At 65.0% G+C, this 17,058-nt stretch carries 15 protein-coding genes and 2 pseudogenes; 5 read left to right on the top strand and 12 right to left on the bottom strand.

What is annotated here, in order from left to right; all coding sequences use genetic code 11:
• The first annotated feature begins 176 nt into the window (after nt 1–176).
• Nucleotides 177–776, top strand: a complete 600-nt coding sequence (locus Q319_RS0108780) for an HAD family hydrolase (RefSeq protein WP_029481921.1) — start codon at nt 177–179, stop codon at nt 774–776.
• A 21-nt stretch (nt 777–797) separates the two neighbouring features.
• Here the strand turns inward: Q319_RS0108780 and Q319_RS0108775 are convergent, their stop codons facing one another.
• The 3 genes from Q319_RS0108775 to Q319_RS0108765 all read right to left on the bottom strand — a co-directional run bounded on the left by Q319_RS0108775 (nt 798) and on the right by Q319_RS0108765 (nt 5,046).
• Nucleotides 798–1,127: a cyclic-di-AMP receptor gene (locus Q319_RS0108775; protein ID WP_029481919.1), complete on the bottom strand. Its 330-nt coding sequence runs from the start codon at nt 1,125–1,127 to the stop codon at nt 798–800.
• Nucleotides 1,128–1,203: 76 nt separating this feature from the next.
• Complete coding sequence (locus Q319_RS0108770) at nt 1,204–3,435, bottom strand: ATP-dependent helicase (protein WP_029481917.1); 2,232 nt, start codon at nt 3,433–3,435, stop codon at nt 1,204–1,206.
• Between the two features lie 474 nt (nt 3,436–3,909).
• The gene (locus Q319_RS0108765; RefSeq protein WP_029481914.1) at nt 3,910–5,046 is read right to left on the bottom strand and encodes an acyl-CoA dehydrogenase family protein; all 1,137 of its coding nucleotides are present in this window, start codon (nt 5,044–5,046) and stop codon (nt 3,910–3,912) included.
• A 221-nt stretch (nt 5,047–5,267) separates the two neighbouring features.
• Here Q319_RS0108765 and Q319_RS25460 point away from each other — a divergent pair, with 221 nt between their 5' ends.
• Complete coding sequence (locus Q319_RS25460; protein WP_051655227.1) at nt 5,268–6,704, top strand: LGFP repeat-containing protein; 1,437 nt, start codon at nt 5,268–5,270, stop codon at nt 6,702–6,704.
• An 86-nt stretch (nt 6,705–6,790) separates the two neighbouring features.
• Here Q319_RS25460 and holA read toward each other — a convergent pair whose 3' ends face one another.
• Together holA and Q319_RS0108750 are read right to left on the bottom strand one after the other, a co-directional pair.
• Nucleotides 6,791–7,693, bottom strand: a complete 903-nt coding sequence (gene holA, locus Q319_RS0108755; RefSeq protein WP_029481910.1) for a DNA polymerase III subunit delta — start codon at nt 7,691–7,693, stop codon at nt 6,791–6,793.
• A complete protein-coding gene (locus Q319_RS0108750; protein WP_051655226.1) occupies nt 7,690–8,544 on the bottom strand; it encodes a serine/threonine-protein kinase in 855 nt (284 codons plus the stop codon). The genes holA and Q319_RS0108750 overlap by 4 nt, the downstream gene beginning before the upstream one ends.
• Before the next feature lie 136 nt (nt 8,545–8,680).
• Here Q319_RS0108750 and Q319_RS0108745 point away from each other — a divergent pair, with 136 nt between their 5' ends.
• Nucleotides 8,681–9,385, top strand: a complete 705-nt coding sequence (locus Q319_RS0108745; protein ID WP_034414383.1) for an HAD family hydrolase — start codon at nt 8,681–8,683, stop codon at nt 9,383–9,385.
• A gap of 26 nt (nt 9,386–9,411) precedes the next feature.
• Here the strand turns inward: Q319_RS0108745 and Q319_RS0108740 are convergent, their stop codons facing one another.
• The 4 genes and pseudogenes from Q319_RS0108740 to Q319_RS0108725 all read right to left on the bottom strand — a co-directional run bounded on the left by Q319_RS0108740 (nt 9,412) and on the right by Q319_RS0108725 (nt 13,006).
• Complete coding sequence (locus Q319_RS0108740) at nt 9,412–10,380, bottom strand: NAD(P)/FAD-dependent oxidoreductase (protein WP_029481905.1); 969 nt, start codon at nt 10,378–10,380, stop codon at nt 9,412–9,414.
• A gap of 60 nt (nt 10,381–10,440) precedes the next feature.
• Complete coding sequence (locus Q319_RS0108735) at nt 10,441–11,817, bottom strand: FAD/NAD(P)-binding protein (protein ID WP_029481904.1); 1,377 nt, start codon at nt 11,815–11,817, stop codon at nt 10,441–10,443.
• Between the two features lie 149 nt (nt 11,818–11,966).
• A pseudogene (locus Q319_RS24360) lies at nt 11,967–12,635 on the bottom strand (HAD family hydrolase); the annotation flags it as partial.
• Nucleotides 12,636–12,667: 32 nt separating this feature from the next.
• Nucleotides 12,668–13,006 carry a histidine triad nucleotide-binding protein gene (locus Q319_RS0108725; protein WP_029481903.1) on the bottom strand — a complete coding sequence of 113 codons (339 nt, stop codon included), beginning with the start codon at nt 13,004–13,006 and terminating at the stop codon, nt 12,668–12,670.
• A gap of 203 nt (nt 13,007–13,209) precedes the next feature.
• On the opposite strand from Q319_RS0108725, the gene Q319_RS0108720 reads away from it, so the two are divergent.
• On the top strand, nt 13,210–14,118 hold the full coding sequence (locus Q319_RS0108720) for a ferritin-like domain-containing protein (RefSeq protein ID WP_029481901.1): 909 nt from the start codon (nt 13,210–13,212) through the stop codon (nt 14,116–14,118).
• 104 nt (nt 14,119–14,222) lie between these two features.
• Here the strand turns inward: Q319_RS0108720 and Q319_RS0108715 are convergent, their stop codons facing one another.
• Nucleotides 14,223–14,963, bottom strand: a complete 741-nt coding sequence (locus tag Q319_RS0108715; RefSeq protein WP_029481899.1) for an alpha/beta hydrolase family protein — start codon at nt 14,961–14,963, stop codon at nt 14,223–14,225.
• A gap of 52 nt (nt 14,964–15,015) precedes the next feature.
• Complete coding sequence (locus Q319_RS0108710) at nt 15,016–15,600, bottom strand: TapB family protein (RefSeq protein WP_029481897.1); 585 nt, start codon at nt 15,598–15,600, stop codon at nt 15,016–15,018.
• Between the two features lie 141 nt (nt 15,601–15,741).
• On the opposite strand from Q319_RS0108710, the gene Q319_RS0108705 reads away from it, so the two are divergent.
• Nucleotides 15,742–16,701 (top strand): nucleoside hydrolase, encoded by a 960-nt coding sequence (locus tag Q319_RS0108705; RefSeq protein WP_029481895.1) that lies wholly within the window; start codon nt 15,742–15,744, stop codon nt 16,699–16,701.
• Between the two features lie 42 nt (nt 16,702–16,743).
• Here Q319_RS0108705 and Q319_RS0108700 read toward each other — a convergent pair.
• Nucleotides 16,744–17,058 (bottom strand): annotated as a pseudogene (locus tag Q319_RS0108700) (hypothetical protein); the annotation flags it as partial.

The raw sequence follows: 17,058 nt of genomic DNA, 5'->3' as shown, positions 1-17,058 counted from the left end.
TTACAAGGGGGCATCTGAAAGATTTTCGGCTTCTTCTCATTGATACTGAGAAATCAAACGCGTGATTTCATCGCATCGAAAAAAGTCCGTATTCCCACTGTCGTTTTCCTGACCGTTTGTCCTGGGCGAGCCTGTCTTAAAAAACATTCAGCAGCTCTATCAATTAAGCTGTCCACATGACCATCAAAGCAGTGTTCTGGGATATCGGCGGCGTACTTCTGACCAACGGCTGGGACCGCGAGCAGCGGGCAGACGTGCTGAAGCGCTTCGGTCTGGACGCCACCGAATTCACCGAGCGACACAAACTGGCCGCGCCGGAGCTGGAGCTGGGCCGCATGACGCTGGCCGAATACATGGCACAGACGCTGTTCTACACCCCGCGCGACTTTTCTCCTGACGAGTTCCGCGCCGCGATGGAGGCCGAGAGCCAGCCGCACGAGGACGCACTGGCGCTGGCCCGTGAGCTGTCCGGGCGCTGGCGCATGTACTCGCTGAACAACGAGGGCCATGACCTCAACGATCACCGCATCCGCAGCTTCGGCCTGCACGATTTCCTGCTGGGCTTCTTTTCCTCGTGTTACCTGGGCGTGATGAAGCCCAACCCGGCCATTTACCGCCTGGCCCTGCAACTCGCCAACGTTAAGGCCGAGGAGGCCGTCATGATCGACGACCGCTCCCAGAACGCAGAGGCCGCCCGCTCGGTGGGCATGAGCGCCGTGCAGTACAGAGACGCCGCGCAACTCCGTGAGGAACTGGCGGCGCTGGGGGTGCAGTGAACCGGAAGAATGGCTGAGCGGTCAGACCTTCACGAACTCCTGAACGCCCATCACGAACATCACGGCCCCGCCCACCGGCACTTCCACCGGATCGCTGACCAGGCCCTCGTTCTGCTCGCCCATCGGGACGCTGGGGGCCACCAGTCGGCTGCGGGTGCGGCAGGTCTGGCGCACGAAGCGTTTCAGATCCTCCATCCGTGCGTCGTCCACGCCGATCATCAGGGTGGTGTTGCCCTCGCGCAGGAAGCCGCCAGTGCTGGCGAGTTTGGTGACCTCGAAGGCATTTTCCGAGAGGACGCGAACCAGCGCCGTGGCGTCTGCATCCTGAATGACCGCGAGAACGAGTTTCATAGCGGTCAGGATAGCAAATGGGCTGTAAGCGGGCGGTCAGGGCCGCCTCTCAGCGTTTTTTCTGGCCCAGGGACGTTCACACCGCGCTGAGATTGGCGAACTTGACCAGCAGTTTCTTGGTGCCCGCCGTGGGGAAATGCACCGTGACCTCCTGCTTGTCGCCCATTCCGGCCACCGCCAGCACCTGCCCTTCCCCGAACTTGGGATGCCGGACCTTCTCACCGCCCCGGTAGGCCATGCCCGCCGTCATCGGACTGGTGTTCTTGACTGAACTTGGGGTGACGGGCACGGTGGGCCGGTACTGTTTCCAGGTCTTGGCGCGGTATTCCACCACCTGCCCGTAGGGGTCCACCGTATCGAAGCCGCCCTCGATTTCCTCCAGAAAGCGGCTGTCCTCGGCAGCGTTGGTCTTGCCGTATTGCATCCGGTTCTGTGCGGCGGTCAGGAACAGGCGCTCCATCGCGCGGGTGATGCCCACGTAGAACAGGCGGCGTTCCTCCTCGATGCCCCCGGCCTCGGTCAGCGCGCCCTTGCTGGGCAGCAGCCCTTCCTCGGTGCCCACGATAAAGACCACCGGGAACTCCAGGCCCTTGGCGTTGTGCAGCGTCATCAACGTCACAGCGTCTTCCGGCACGTCCCTGTTTTCTTTCTTCGAGCGCATGTCGTCTACGCTGGAGAGCAGGGCGGCCTCGTCCAGAAAGTCGCCGATGGTGCCGTCATTGTCGCCGGACCATTCCTCGGCGGCGTTGATCAGCTCGTCCAGGTTCTCCATGCGAATCTGGCCTTCCTGTCCTTCCTGGCGCAGTAGATCCAGATACCCGCTGGTTTCAATCACAAAGCGGATGAAGGCGGCGGGTTCATAGTTCTCGGCGGCGTCGCTCATGGCCGCCATCAGTTTGGCGAACTCCACCGGTTTCTGCGCGCCCCGGTCCAGAATCCCGTCTTCCTCGGCCCGCGCGCAGGCGGTCAGCAGACTGGCGTTGTTGATGCGCGCCCAGTCCATCAGCCTTTCCAGCGCCGTATCGCCAATCCCGCGCCGGGGCCGTCCGATGATGCGGCGCAGGGCCACGTCGTCTGAAGGATTCAGCGACAGGCGCGCATAGGCCAGGATGTCCCTGATCTCGCGGCGGTCATAGAAGCCCACGCCACCCACAATTTTGGCCGGAATCTGCACGCGCCGCAGCGACTCTTCCATCACGCGGGACTGGGCGTTGGTGCGGTACAGAATGGCCATGTCAGCGAATTTCCGGCCCTCGGTGTTGTGCAATCTCGTCAGCCACTCGGCCACGAAATCGCCCTCGGCGCGGTGATCGGTGGCGCGGTGGAACATGACCGCGTGGCCGTTTTCCTTGACTGCCCGCAGGGTCTTGTCCATGCGTTCGGTGTTGTTCTCGATCAGTTTATTGGCCAGATTCAGTACGCTGGCGCTGGAGCGGTAGTTGTGTTCCAGAACATAAACTTTTGCGTCGGAATAGTCTTTCTGGAAATCGAGGATGTTTTGAATGTCCGCGCCTCTGAATTTATAGATCGACTGGTCTGGATCGCCCACGACAAGTAAGTTTTTATCCCTGCTTGCCAGTAAACGCGTCAATTCATATTGAGATTTGTTCGTATCCTGATACTCGTCCACATGGATAAACTTGGCGCGGCTCTGAACGGCATTCAATACGCCCGGCACTTCATGAAAGAGCCGCACGGTTTCGGTAATCAGGTCTCCGAAATCGATGGCGTTCTGGCCTTTCTTACGGCTTTCATACATTCGGTACGCTTCGGCGGCGGCTTCGCGTGGCAGACCGCTGATGTATGGATCGCCGCTTCGCGCCAGGTCTGCGGGCGTCAGGAGGTTGCTCTTGGCCCGGTCCACGATGCCGCGCAGCACGCGGGGGCTGGTGTCCGGGCCGATGCCGGGAATGCTGCCCATGACTTCCTTGAAGATATCCAGTTGATCGTCGTCGTCGTAGATCACGAAGCCGCGCCGGAGTCCGATGTGTTCGCCGTACTGGCGCAGAATCCGCACACCCGCGCTGTGAAAGGTACTCATCCACAGTTTGTTTGCCCCTGGCATCAGGTGAGCCGCCCGCTCGCGCATCTCGGCGGCGGCCTTGTTGGTAAAGGTCACCGCCAGAATCTCGCCGGGGTCCACGCCGTAATGGGTGATCAGGCGGGCAATGCGGTAGATCAGCGTGCGCGTCTTGCCGCTACCTGCCCCGGCAATGACTAGGGCCGGGCCGGTGTAATGGTCGGCGGCCTGCGCCTGCGTTTCGTTCAGTTGGCTGAGGAGATCGGTCTGGTCCGGCGCGGAAGTCACCGCAGGAGTCTATCAGGGTTGATTCTGCTGGGGGCGTAATGGTGGGGAATCGGATGCTGCTGTGCTGCCCGCTGATGCGGAGCGCGGTGCATGTGTGTCAACGCGGCCCGGTGTGCGGCAGTTGTGGCAGCCCTAGGGCGAACGTGGCAGGGCTGCCCATTTCTCCCTACCTGTGGCCCCGGTGAACCCGAACAGAACGGTGACCGCGGGGCGATGGACATGACTCGCAGCGTCTGGAGCGGGTACGGCGGCATGGACGGCGGCGCACTCTCCGGCCTGACCCACCGCGCGGGCTGCCCTTCCAACAGGAAAGCAGAGTGCTGGTGACTCTTCTGACCATCAGTACGGCCACAGTCATCGGGCTGTTCCTGCGCTGACCGTACCCGCAGTCCAGTGGGGATGAGCAAAGGGAGCCGGACAGGCGATAAGAAAACCCTCTCCGCAGGGCAGGGGAGAGGGATGGATGTGCGGCCTTTACTTCAGCAGGTTCCGGGCAATCACCACGCGCTGAATCTCGTTGGTTCCCTCGTAGATCATGTTGAGCTTCACGTCGCGCAGCAGCTTTTCCACCGGGTACTCGCCCACGTAGCCGTAACCGCCATGCACCTGAATGCCCTCGTTGGCGGCGCTGAAGGCCATTTCCGAGCAGTACGCCTTGGCAATCGCGCTCTCGAAGCCGTGCGGCATTCCCTGGTCCACCAGCCACGCGGCCTTCTGGTACATCAGGCGGCCCGTTTCGATGCCCATCGCCATCTCGGCCAGCTTGAACTGGATGGCCTGAAATTCGGTAATGGGCTTGCCGAACGCCTCGCGCTCCTTGGCGTACTTGATGCTCTCTTCCATCGCGCGGCGGGCAATGCCCACGGACCCGGCAGCCACCGGAATGCGGGTCTTGTCCAGCGTCTTCATGGCGATCTTGAAACCGTCGCCCATCCCGCCCAGTTGGTTTTCCTTGGGCACGCGCACGTCCTCGAACACCAGTTCGCTGGTCAGGCTGGCGCGCTGGCCCATCTTGTGCTTGATCTTGTTGTGGCTGAAACCGGGGGCGTCTTTGGGGACCACCAGCGCCACCGTCGCCTTATGCCCGCCGTTCTTGTCTGTGGTGGCGAAGACCACGTTGAACTCGGCCAGCCCGCCGTTGCTGATCCACATCTTCGCGCCGTTCAGAATCCAGGCGTCGCCGTCGTCGCGCACGGTGGTCGCCATGCCCGCTGCGTCCGAGCCGTTGCCGGGTTCGGAGAGGGCAAACGCCGCCAGCCCGGCTTTCTCGGTCAGCGGTCCCAGGAAGCGGGCCTGCTGCTCCTCGGTGCCGCCGATCAGGATGGGCGCAATCCCCAGCTCGGAGGCCATCAGCACGGTGTAGATGCCCATGCAGCCGTAGGCCAGTTCCTCGCCGATCAGGCATTCGTCGAACATGCCCAGGCCCAGGCCCCCGGCGTGTTCGGGGATGGTGGGGTTGAGCAGCCCCACTTCAAACGCCTTTTCCACCACCTGCCACGGCAGTTCTTCACGGCGGTCATACTCGGCGGCAATCGGGATGATTTCCTTGCGGGCAAAGTCGCGGGCGAGTTGCTGGAGCTGGCGCTGTTCGTCGTTCAGGGTGAAATCCATGCTGGACACTCCTTGCAAGAGGCTGGGGAAAAGTGGTGAAAAAGAGAGGTAGCAACTTAATTAGACTGGGTTCAATTCTATCATTCTGGGAGGCGGGCGTTGTGGTCTGCCGCCCACTGCACGTCCACCTCTGCCGATCATGGCCCGGTCACGGCCCGCCGGGTACAACCGACTTGCAGCCGGGAGGGAGCCTTTCCGAAGCCTGCAAGGAGGCGGCAGGGATGCAGAACAGAATCACGCACGGCGTCAGGATGGACATCACCGACGACGAGACCTTCGGCAGCGACGAACATGCCCATGTGACCCGGGGTGGAACGCTGGTGCTGGACGCCTCCCGGCCAGAGCTGACCGATCTGACTATAGGCAAGTGCGGCGGCGAGGTGCGGGTGGAACTGCGTGTCACGTACCGGCAGGCGGCAGGCGGCGCGGTGAATGTGGCGGGCCGTGCGCTGCTGTACGAGGGGACCAGCGAGAACACCACCGATCTGGATGGCCGCGCCAGTTTTGATGGCATGGTGGCCAGTGGGGCCTCGCGCGGCTTCAATGTGCGCGTCCGCAACACTGACGAGGGCGGCGATTTCGCGGATATTCGTGTGGACGTGAACAACCTGGCCCTGAACGAGAACGATCCCTGCCCCAACATCGACGCCAAGGCGGCGGCGCTGGGTGCGGGCTTTACCGGTAACGCCGTCTCCGGCTGCGAGGCGGTGCGCGGGGGCCACCGCGAACGCTTTCAGAACGCCGACATCTATTTCTCGCCGTTCAGCGGGGCGCATGAGCTTCACGGCGAAATCCGGCGCAAGTACGACAGCAAGGGGGGGCCGAACAGCGATCTGGCACTGCCCGTCACCGATGAAACCAGCACCCCGGATAGCGTGGGGCGCTACAACCACTGCTCTGGCAACGGCAGCATCTACTGGCATCCCCGAACCGGGCCGATGACGGTGCGCGGCGGCATACGTGCCCGCTGGGCGCAGACCGGCTGGGAGCGCGGCGCGTACGGCTATCCCACATCGGATGAGCTGAACATCGGCCAGAACCCGTGGCAGTGGTACAGCGACTTTCAGAACGGCGTGATCTTTTTTGAGGGCAACGGCGTGGTGGAACCGGCCACCGCCAGCCTGAGCGGCGCGCAGGTGCTGGCCGCTTTTGCCGCTGCCTTTCGCCGCCGCACCGCCGACGATCCCCGCGTGGAGATTGATTCCGTGGTGATCATCGGCGTCAGCGACACCGCCTACGACTTCACGCGCAGCGGCAACCGGGTGGTCACCTACCGCGTATCCGGCGAGATCAGCAGCGGCCACTGGTTCATCCCCGATCCCAACTTCGAGGTCACGATTCCGGTGCAGTTCGCCGCCTCGCCCCCGCCCGACGCCCGGCGCGAGGTGGCCCTGAGCGCGCGGCAGGCCGGGGTGATCGGCATTCATGTGGACAACTTCGCGGGTCTTGGCGTGCAGGCTGTGGCAAACGCGCTGCACGACAACCTGGCGGCCATCTTCAACCGCCCGATTGCGCTGGGCAGCGTTCCCGCCATTGCGGGCCTCCTGAGCTTCAAGGTCATGAAGGACGGCGGTCTGACCCTGTACTTCCGCCCCGACGTGGCTGGACGTTTTGCCGCCGGGGCGGCGCAGACCATGCTGAACGATATTCGGATTTGAAGGGCTGTCTGAGAGTCAAACCGTCAAACCGCTCAGAATTGTGTTTGCGGTTGGACGGTTAGGCTTTTGGACGCTCAGGCAGCGTGCTATACGCTCAGTTGCACGATCAGCCGCTCCAGCGTGACTCCAGCGTCCAGCCCGCGTTTCATCGCCAGATCGGCGTCCAGAATGCGGCCCAGATGGGCGCGAATCCTGGCCTCGTTCAGTTTGCGGGCCACGTCCAGCGCCTTCTTGGCCGGATACGGCTTGACGCCCAGACGCTGGGCTGCCGCTGTTTCAGTGACGCGGCCTTCTTCCTGCAACAGGGCCACACAGCGGGCCACCAGGCTGTACTGCCACACCACCGCGCCCATCAGCTTGAAGGGGTCCTCGCCGGAGGCCATGAGCCGCCGCAGTTGGCCCACCGCCTCGCCGGGGCGGCCCGCCGTCGCTGCGCCCAGCATGGCAAAGCTGTCGCCCGGCGGCTCGCGGCCCACGATGCGCTGCACGCTCTGGCGGGTGTGGGGGCCGCCCAGCAGCGCCAGCTTGGTCAGCTCACTGGCGATCCCGGCCAGATCGGAGCCGAAGACCTCGGCCAGGTAGGCGGCGGCGTCTTTGTCCAGCGGCAGCTTCTGCTTTCTGGCGTACTGCACCACCCAGCCGCTGATCTCGCCGGGCTTGCTGGGCGCAGCCGAGACGATCTGTTCGCCACGTGCCTGATACAGCTTGGTGCGCGTGGCGGGGGCCGTTTCGTCCAGCACGGCCACCGTGACTTCCGCGCTCGCCAGCAGTTCCAGCAGCGCCTTGTCGGGCTTGACCCCCTCAAAGTCCACGATCACTCCACCGTCTCCGAACAGACCTGGGGACAGGTGCGGTCCCAGGGTCTGGGCGGTCACGTCGTCGCCGCCCAGTCGGGGCAGATCACGCGGGTTCAGTCCCCGCCTGATCAGCGTTTCGCGCAGGGCTTCCTCGGCCAGAAAGCGGTTGCCGGTAAAGGCCAGCAGGGTCAAAAGCCGCCGTCCTCCGCCGCACAGTGGAGGACAGCGGCTTCGGGCAGATCAGCGTGGGGCAGGGCGGGCAGCCCCAGCGTCAGCCGCGCCTGACACAGCCCGTGGTGCATTCCCACGGCGCTGCCGGGCCGCTGCGCCGGATCGCGCGACAGGGCGGCGCGCAGCAGCGGGTGCAGCGCCGCCGGGCCGGGCAATTCGGCCCGCCTGGTATGAATGCCCGCCAGCCAGCCCAGCGCGTCGGCGTAGGGCGGCTCGCCTGCCAGACAGTCGAACAGCAGCACGCCCACCGAATACAGGTCGCTGCGGGCGTCGCCGCGCATACCGTAAAACTGCTCGGGGGCCATGAAATGCGGTGTGCCCATGCGGGTGCCGCTGTGGATGTCCAGCGGCAGGTGCAGGGCGTGGCTCATGCCGAAGTCGATGATCCGCACCGTGTCCCAGCGGGCCAGTCCGCCCTGAAGCAGCACGTTTTCCGGTTTCAGGTCCTGATGGGTCACGCCCTGGCCGTGCAGGTAGGCCACGCCGCGCAGCAGGCCCATCCCGACAGACGTGGCCTCGTCGATGTTCAGGGGTCCGGTTTCCAGCCGCTCGCGCAGGGTGCCGCCCGTGATGAAGGGAAAGATCAACTGGGTGGGCGAGGCCGCCAGCAGCGGGACCAGGGCCGGATGATCCAGCGCCGCCGCCACCCGGCCCTCGTGGTGAAAGCGGGCCTGGGCATCGGGGTCGTCTACCATCAGGGTCTTGACGAACACCGGCTGGCCGCGCCACTGCGCCGATGCGCTCAGGACGCCGCCGCGTTCGGCCAGTGGCGTCCGCGCGGTCAGCTCCTGTGGTGTGTTCAGTTCCTGCACACCCTTACTTTAGGTTAAATGGTTCACAAAATCAGTAACTCTGATGTGGTGCCCCCTGCGCCTCCCCCTTGAGGCTGCCTACCCCTTGAGCGTCACGCGACTGCGGTGTAGCGGTTCCGCGCTTAAACTGCTGTCCATGCTGTCTTCCCCTGCCGCCAATCCTGACGCACTGCGCGCCGTCGTTTTCGATTTCGACGGTACCATCCTGGACACCGAGACCCGCGAATTCTGGCACTGGCAGCAGCTCTACCAGCAGCACGGGCGCGAGTTGGCGCTGATCGACTGGCAGCGCGGCATCGGCACCTGGGACGCCTTCGATCCGTGGGCCGGATTGCCCGCAGAGGTGCAGGAGGACCGCGAGAACGTGCAGGCCGGGCTGCATGAGCGCATTGTGGCCGATATCGGCCAGCAGGACCTGCGCCCCGGCGTGCGCGGTGTGCTGGAAGGGCTGCACGCTGCCGGGTGGCCGCTGGCCCTGGCAACCAGCAGTGACCGCAAGTGGGTCACGCGCTGGCTGGAGCAGCACGGGTTGCTCCACCTGTTCAAGGTCCTGTGTACCCGCGACGACGTGCGGCGCGTCAAGCCGGACCCGGAACTGTACGTGCTGGCCGCCCAGCGCCTCGGCCTGAGCGCGCAGGATTGTCTGGCCGTGGAGGACAGCCTGAACGGGGGTCTGGCCGCTGTTGCTGCTGGAATGAGGCTGGTGGTGGTCCCCAACGACGTGACCCGCACCCAGCCCTTTCCCCCGGAGTGGGCCAGATTGAACGACGGCTTTGCGCTGGGACTGGTGGGCCTGCTGGAAGCGGCGGGGGTGGACGGGCCGCAGATCACCCAGCTCTAGCCCAGGCAAAGAGAGGGACAGGGCAGTCAGCGTTTCTCGCTGCTGTGCCCCGGTCTGACCCTCAGTTCGGGCATGACGTGATGCGCGGCGTGGTTGGCGGCGACGGCAGCCTGGGCAAATGCCACCGAGATCAGCTTGAAATCGCCGCCCGACTGCGCCAGATCGCCCACCACATACACGCCGTCCAGCGCGGTGCGTCCACCGGGGCCGTCAGGGACATAGTCGCCGCGCCAGTCCAGCGGCCACGTCCCAATGGGAGAGAGGTCTGGCAGGTAGCCGCCCAGAATCAGCACCGTGTCGGCCCCGATGCTGCGGGCTGCGCTGTCTACCTCCAGTTCCGCGCCCTGTGGCGTGAGCCTGAGCAGCCGTGCAAGGGCCAGGATTTCGAGACCTCCGCCAGTTCGCGCGGCCTCTAACTTTTCTAACGTCATCGGACTCCCCCGGAATAAGGCCCGGCTGTGGGTCAGCGTCACCTTCGCCCCGGCGTCCATCAATTCCAGCGCCGCCCTTGCCGCCTGGGGCACGCCGCCCACGATCAGCACGCGCCGCCCGCCCAATCCGGCAGCATCGGGGAAATCCGTTCGGACATCCGGGTGATCGTCTGCACCGGGAACGCGTGGCGCGCGGGGCAGTAGTGTGCCCAGACCTGCCGCCAGAATGACCGCGCCCGCCGTGAAAGTGTCCCCGTCTGTGCTGACCCGCCAGCCGCCGTCAACTTTTTCGAGTTGTCGCGCCACCGTGTTCACGCGCATATCCACATTCAGCCCGTCCAGTTGCCGCAGCAGATGCGTCACCACTTCCGCCGCCCGCTTTCCTGGCAGTCCCGGTACGTCGTACACGCGTTTGTCGGGGTACAGGGCGCTCAGTTGGCCGCCCACCTCGCCCCGCGCTTCCAGCACGCGCACGCTCAGGCCGCGCCATGCCGCGTAAAAGGCCGCGTGCAGCCCGGCGGGGCCAGCACCGATCACCAGAATGTCGGAGTGGTGCGTGTTCACTGGCAAAGTATGGCAAGGCGGGCGGAGACGAATGCCCGCCCGCCCTGTTCGCCTGACGCTCTACTTCCGGCGGTGGCCCAGCATCTCGTGCTTGTGGACCACTTTGGCGCGGGGGCGGCCCTGCGCCTGGCCCTGCGCCTGTTCGTGGGTATCCAGCGCCTGCCAGTCGGCGAAGGTGTAGACGTCCACGCCGCGCTCTTGCAGCAGGGCGTCGATCTCGGCGCGGCTGGCATTGGCAGCGGCGGGCAACTCCCCGGCTCCCGCATCCGCGATCAGGTGCGCCACGGTGTCGGTGGCGTCCTTGCGGTTGGTGCCGATCACGCCGCTGGGACCGCGCTTGATCCAGCCGGAGGTGTATTCGCCCGTGCGTCCGTCCACCCGGCCTTCTGCATTGGGAATCACGCCGCGTTTCTCGTCAAACGGCACGCCGGGCAGCGCCACGCCCCGGTAGCCCACCGAGCGCAGCACCATCTGCACGGGCAGAATCTCGGTTTCCCCGGTCCCCACCGCGTTCCCTGAGTCGTCCAGCGTGTTGCGCTCGATTTTCAGACCCGAAACATTGCCGTTCTCGTCGCCCAGAATTTCCACCGGGGACACCAGAAAGCGCAGGTGGAGGCGGCGCGGCTTGCCCTCCGGCGTGCGGCCCGCGAAGTCGCGGATTACTTCCAGATTCTTTTTCACCACGTTGTCAGTGATGGCGGCCTCGGCAGCCTCATCTACGGCCACTTCCTCGGGCCTGACCACCGGATCGGCGTCCGACAGTTCACCGAATTCGCGCAGTTCCTTGGTGGTGAACTTGGCCTGCGCCGCGCCGCGCCGTCCCAGAATCCAGACGTCCTGCACCGGGCTTTTTTCCAGCGTGTCCAATGCGTGAGGGGCAATGTCCGAGCTTTGCAGTTCCGTCACCGTCTTGAGCAGAATGCGGCTCACGTCCAGGGCCACGTTGCCCACGCCCACCACGGCGACTCCGGTGGCACTCAGGACCATTTCGCGGGCGGCGGCGTCGGGGTGGCCGTTGTACCACGCGACGAATTCGGTGGCGCTCATGGAGCCGCTCAGGTCCTCGCCGGGAATGCCCAGGCGGCGGTCCCCACTGGCCCCCACGGTATACATGATGGCGTCGTAATGCGCCTTCAGGTCGGCGTGGGTCAGGTCCTTGCCAAATTCCACATTGCCCAGAAAACGTACGCGCGGGTCGCTGAACGTCTTCTCGAAGCCCTTGGTCACGCTTTTAATGGTCAGGTGATCGGGGGCGACGCCGTAGCGCACCAGGCCGTAGGGGGTGGGCAGGCGATCAAATACGTCGATCTCGGCGGGAATCTGCGTCTGCTTGATTAGCGCCTCGGCGGCATATACGCCGCTGGGACCGCTGCCGATCACGGCGACGCGCAGGGGGCGCTGCGTTGTAAAAATTGGGGGAGTAAAGGAATGGCTCATGGGCGCGAGTTTAGAGTCTGAGGCTGTGGACATGCGCGGGCAGAGTGGACAAAGAGGCCTCCTCGCCATCCACTCTGGGCATGATGAAAAAGGCAAGCGCCAGCAACAGGCCCCGAACTCTGTGGCCTCACCGTCACCTATCACACCACTCAGGGAAGTGGGGTGTGCGGTTCGCCCGGCAGTTCCAGCGCCTCCTGCAACTCCGTATGCGTCCGCAGAATCCGTCCGGCCCCTGCCCCCGTCAGATGTGCGGCGTTGTCGGGGTGGACGTGACCCCCAGCCAGCAGACCCCAGGCTCTGGCCCCAGCCGCCACGCCCGCGCTCAGGCCGGTCACGCTGTCCTCGATCACCACGCAGCGGGTGATGTCTGCGCCCAGGTGGGCGGCGGCGTAGGCATACAGATCAGGGGCTGGTTTGCCGCGTCCACCGACGTGCGCCGGATCGTAAGCGTGTTCGCCTACCAACTGTGCAAGACCCGACGCTTCCAGCTTGCGCTTCAGGCGGCTGCGGAGGCTGTTGCTGGCGACGGCGAAGGGAAGACCCCATTCGCGCAGCAGCTCTAATGTCTGGGCCGCGCCCTCGATGGCCTGTGTGCTGCCAAATGCCTCATGTAATCGCGCGTCCATCTCCGGGATAAAGCCTTCGGGGCGCGTCCAGCCGTAGTCGCGCCTGAGCCACTCGAACAGAACGACGTGCGTGCCGCCCACCGCGTTGGCCATGAAGGTGGGCAGATCGATTTCCAGCCCATGCTCGGCCAGCAACTGTACCCAGACGGTGTTCGCCTGCAACTCGCTGTCCACCAGCACGCCGTCCAGATCGAAGAGGACGGCCTAAAATTCAGAATCGCCCATCAGGTGTCCGAATCCGGGCCGTTTTCCCAGCCTGCCAGGATGTGAATGTGGGTGTGGAACACCACCTGCCCGCCCTTCTCGCCGGAATTGACCAGCAGGCGGTAGTCGGCGGCGTGCTGGCGGGCCACTTTCACGGCGGTCAGCCACAGGTGGCCCATTTCCTGCGCGTCGGTGATCTCGTCCAGGCGGGCGCTGACTGTCTTGGGAATCACCAGCAGGTGGATCGGCGCTTTGGGCGCGATGTCGCGGATAGCGATGTAATCGTCGTCCTCGTACACGATGTCGCTGGGAATCTCGCGGGCGATGATGCGCGTGAACAGGGTGGGAGAGGTGGTCATGCGCCCACTCTAACGAGGCGGCGGGTCTTCATGCGGCGTTCATGTTTCGGTGGCGGCTGATCCGGTTGCGGGGCCGCCGCATATACCCGGTTGAGTCAGGAGAGACCGACTTCAGTTCCCGGACCCACCCGCACGTCATCCGATCAGGACACGCCCATTCGCGCTGTCCCGCCCCGCCCTCTTGTCACCAAGGAGCTTTCCCCATGACCCACAACGACACCGATCAGACCGCCCCCACCGCCCTCAACCGCCGCGCCGCCCTGGGATTCCTGGGCAAGGCGGGTCTGGGCATGGCCGCACTGGGCCTCGCCGCGCCCGCGCTGGCCGCCCCCGCCAAGGACATCGACGGCGATGTGCTGAACTTCGCCCTGAACCTGGAATACCTGGAAGCGGCGTTTTATCTGGCCGCCGTGGGCCGTCTGGACGAGTTGAAGAAGATCGGCGGCGACGCGGCCATCCGTGTGCCCGCCGGGCTGGACATGGCGCGCGGCATGCAGTTCAAGGACAGCACCGTGCAGGCGATGGCCAACGACATTGCCGAGGACGAGCTGCTGCACGTCAAGTTCCTGTACGGTGCGCTGGGCAAGGGAGCCGTGATGCGTCCGGTGATTGACCTGAACGGCGCGTTCCTGGCGGCAGGCAGCGCGGCCAGCGGCGGGGCCATCAAGGGCTTCAACCCCTACGCCAATGACCTGTTCTTCCTGCACGGCGCGTTCATCTTCGAGGACGTGGGCGTCACCGCCTACAACGGCGCGGCCACGCTGATCACCAACCCCGCGTACCTTCAGGCTGCCGCCGGAATCCTGGCTGTCGAGGCGTACCACGGCGGCGCGATCCGCACCATGTTGTACCAGCAGCGCCAGATCACGGCGGCGGCGGGGCTGTACGTGGGCCAGGTCGTGCAGGCCATCAGCAACCTGCGCGGCAAGGTGGGCGGCGGCAAGGACATGGGCCTGACCGACAACACCGGAAACGCCGTGTTCGCCCCCGCCGACAAGAACGCCATCGCCTATGGCCGCAGCACCCGCGAAGTGCTGAACATCGTGTATCTGGCCCCCGGCGCGAACAAGGGCGGCTTCTTCCCCAACGGCTTGAACGGCGCGATCAAGTAAAGCTGTGTGGGAGATGGGCCTTCGTTGCGCCCACCTCCCATCTCCGAAAGCTCGACAGACAGCCTGCGTGCAAACGTGGGCTGTTTTGCCGTGCCGGACGGCCCTCAGCCTCCGCTTAAAAACCGCAGCGTTTCCGCGTACAGCATCTCCGTCGTTTCCAGGCTGGTGAAGTTGTGTGTGCCGCCGGGAATGGCCGCCGCGTCACAGCCCAGTGCCCTGGCATAGCGCACGCCCCACTCGGGCGGACAGACCGTGTCGGCGTCGCCGTGGATGACGTGGGCCACCCCGCCCCAGGCGGCGGCAGCCTCCAGCGGGCGCAGGCGTGGCATCTCCTGCAAGAAGGCGCGACCCAGCGGCCAGCCGTCCCTGTCCGTGATGGTTGGGGGCAGCACGCCGCCGCGCAGCAGGGGCAGCCACAGCTCTGGCAGCGCGGGTGCCCACAGCAGCAGCCGGTGGGCGCGTACCTGCTTTGCTGCTAGAGAGGCCACCATGCCGCCCATGCTGTAGCCCAGCAGCATCACGCGCTCGGGATCGATGCCGGGCTGGTTTCGCAGGTATTCGGCGGCGGCGGCCACGTCCTCCACCTCGCGCATCACGGTCATCTCGCTGAAGTCGCCCTGCGAGTCGCCGCTGCCCCGACAATCGAAGCGCAGGCTGGCAATGCCCCGCGCGGCCAGCAGGCGTGACATCAGGACCAACAGGCGGTGGTGGTCGATCCGGTTGCCGGTGTAGCCGTGAACGAAGACCACCGAGGGCCAGCCCTGGGCTGGGGCATCGGCGTCGGGGGTGTGGAGCATGCCGTACATCCGCTGCCCATCCAATGAAAACTGCGCGAACTGTTCCATGCTGGAATTGTGGCAGAACGCGGCCCGGTGGGCGGCGAACGCAGAGCGGGGCCTACTTCCCGATTTTCGTCAGCACCATGCTGAAGCTGCCGTCTGACGAGGTGGTCTTGACCATCCCCACCCCCTGGACGTACCACGCGCTGGTGGTGGTCTTGCCGCCCATCATCTGGTTCAGGTCCATGCCCGGCGGCAGCCTGGTTCCGGCGGGCAGACTCATTTTGATGCTGGTGGTGCTGTCCACGCGCAGGGCCGTGAAGGTTCCGGCGGGCACCGTGACCTTTTCCTGCTTCACAATCCTGCTGACCGTGGTGCTGGTCATGTTCATAGCGCCCACGCCAGGGGCGTTGACATTGACCCTGTTGCTGCTGTTCCAGCTATAGCCCGCCTTCCACTTGCGGGCATTGGGCAAGAATCCCGCGTCGACATTGACCTGAGCGCCCCCCTCTCCGGCGGGAATGCTGGCCTTCATGCCCGAGGCCGTGCATGTCCAGACGATGGGCGTCGTCTTGCCGTTCATGGTGGTCTGCACGTTCATGCGGTCCCCGGACAGCGGTGTGGCCTTGATGGTCATCGTCGACCTGTCCGCGCCGCTGCTCATCTGATAGGTGCGTGTGCCGGCAGGCAGATAGGTCTGCATATCACAGGCCGCCTGTGCCACAGACGCCACCGAAAGGCCACACAACATGCTCAGAACGATCAATCTTGACATGGTTGACCTTCGGGGTCAGAGAAGGGATGTGGGTCAAGTGTAGCGTTCCGTACGTCCTACAATCGGAAGGTGAGCAATCCCAGTGTCCCGTCTCCCCTGAAAGTGATTCTCGATGGCGATCCCGGTCTGGACGACGCCGTGGCGTGGCTGCTGATGCTGGCCAGCCCGGAAGTGCAGGTGCTGGGCATCACCGCCACGCACGGCAACGTGGGGCTGCCGCTGACGGTCCACAACGCCGGGGTCACGCTGGCCCTGGCGGGTGAGGCGGGCGCGGGTGTGCCGTATTTTGCCGGGGCGGACCGCCCGCTGGTGGCCGCCCTGGTCTCGGCGGCGTCGGTCCACGGCGACTCCGGCCTGCCCGCGTCCCATCTGCCCGAACCCGCGCGCCCGCCCGAGGCCGAACACGCCACCGATTTCATCATCCGCACCGTCCAGGCGCACCCGCACGAGGTCACGCTGCTGGCGACGGGGCCGCTGACCAACCTGGCGCTGGCCTTCCGTCTGGCCCCGGACACCGTGCCACTTATAAAAGAGGTGGTCTGGATGGGCGGCAGCACCACGGGCGGCAACCGCACCCCGGCAGCGGAATTCAACGCGCTGGCCGATCCGCACGCGGCGCACATCGTCTTTGAATCTGGTGTTCCTCTGCGGATGGTGGGGCTGAATGTGACCATGCAGTGCATCGCGGATCCTGGCAGAATCGCCGCCCTGCGCGGCCTGGGCAACCGCGCGGGCGAGGTCTGCGCTGAACTGCTGACCTTCTATGCAGGCGTCTACCGCGTACGCTACGGCACCAGCGGCGGCGCGCTGCACGATCCGCTGGCGACGGCGGCGTTGATTCGCCCAGAGCTGCTGGACTGGCAGGCCATGCGCGTGGACATCGAGATTCAGGAGGGCCTGAACTTTGGCCGCACCGTCTGCGATCTGCACGGCATGACCGAAGGGGCCGCGAATGCGCGGGTGGCCGTTGGCGTGCGCGACGAGGCATTTTTTGCTTTGCTGCTGGAGCGGATCGCGACGCTGCCGTAAGGACCGCCTTCCGGTACGTCCCCTGTCGGGGGGTGCATCCCGCTAAGCTGGGATCGGAAAGGCAGCGTGGCGAACGTCATCCAGACTCACCAGGGGATTGATGTTGTTCAGGTTGGCACGAAGCGAGGCCATGCCACTGGCCCCAGGACGGGACCAGTGCATGCCCGAACCCTTCATGCGCCAGCCAATCACACTTTTGTTGATGCCTTCGATCTGCCCTGAGCCAATCGGCCAGCCCTGAGTGCGGTAGTGGGGATAGTTCATCAGGTGCGTGCGCCTGAACAGATAGTTCAGGGCCTGTTGTGCTTCTGAACTCCACTGCCTCTGCCCCACAGGGGCAGAGGCAAAGGTTTGAAG

This window comes from Deinococcus marmoris DSM 12784, from assembly GCF_000701405.1.
Classification (GTDB): domain Bacteria; phylum Deinococcota; class Deinococci; order Deinococcales; family Deinococcaceae; genus Deinococcus; species Deinococcus marmoris.
The sequence above is the reverse complement of the archived record's forward strand: the minus strand, read 5'-3'. Positions and strand labels throughout refer to the sequence as shown.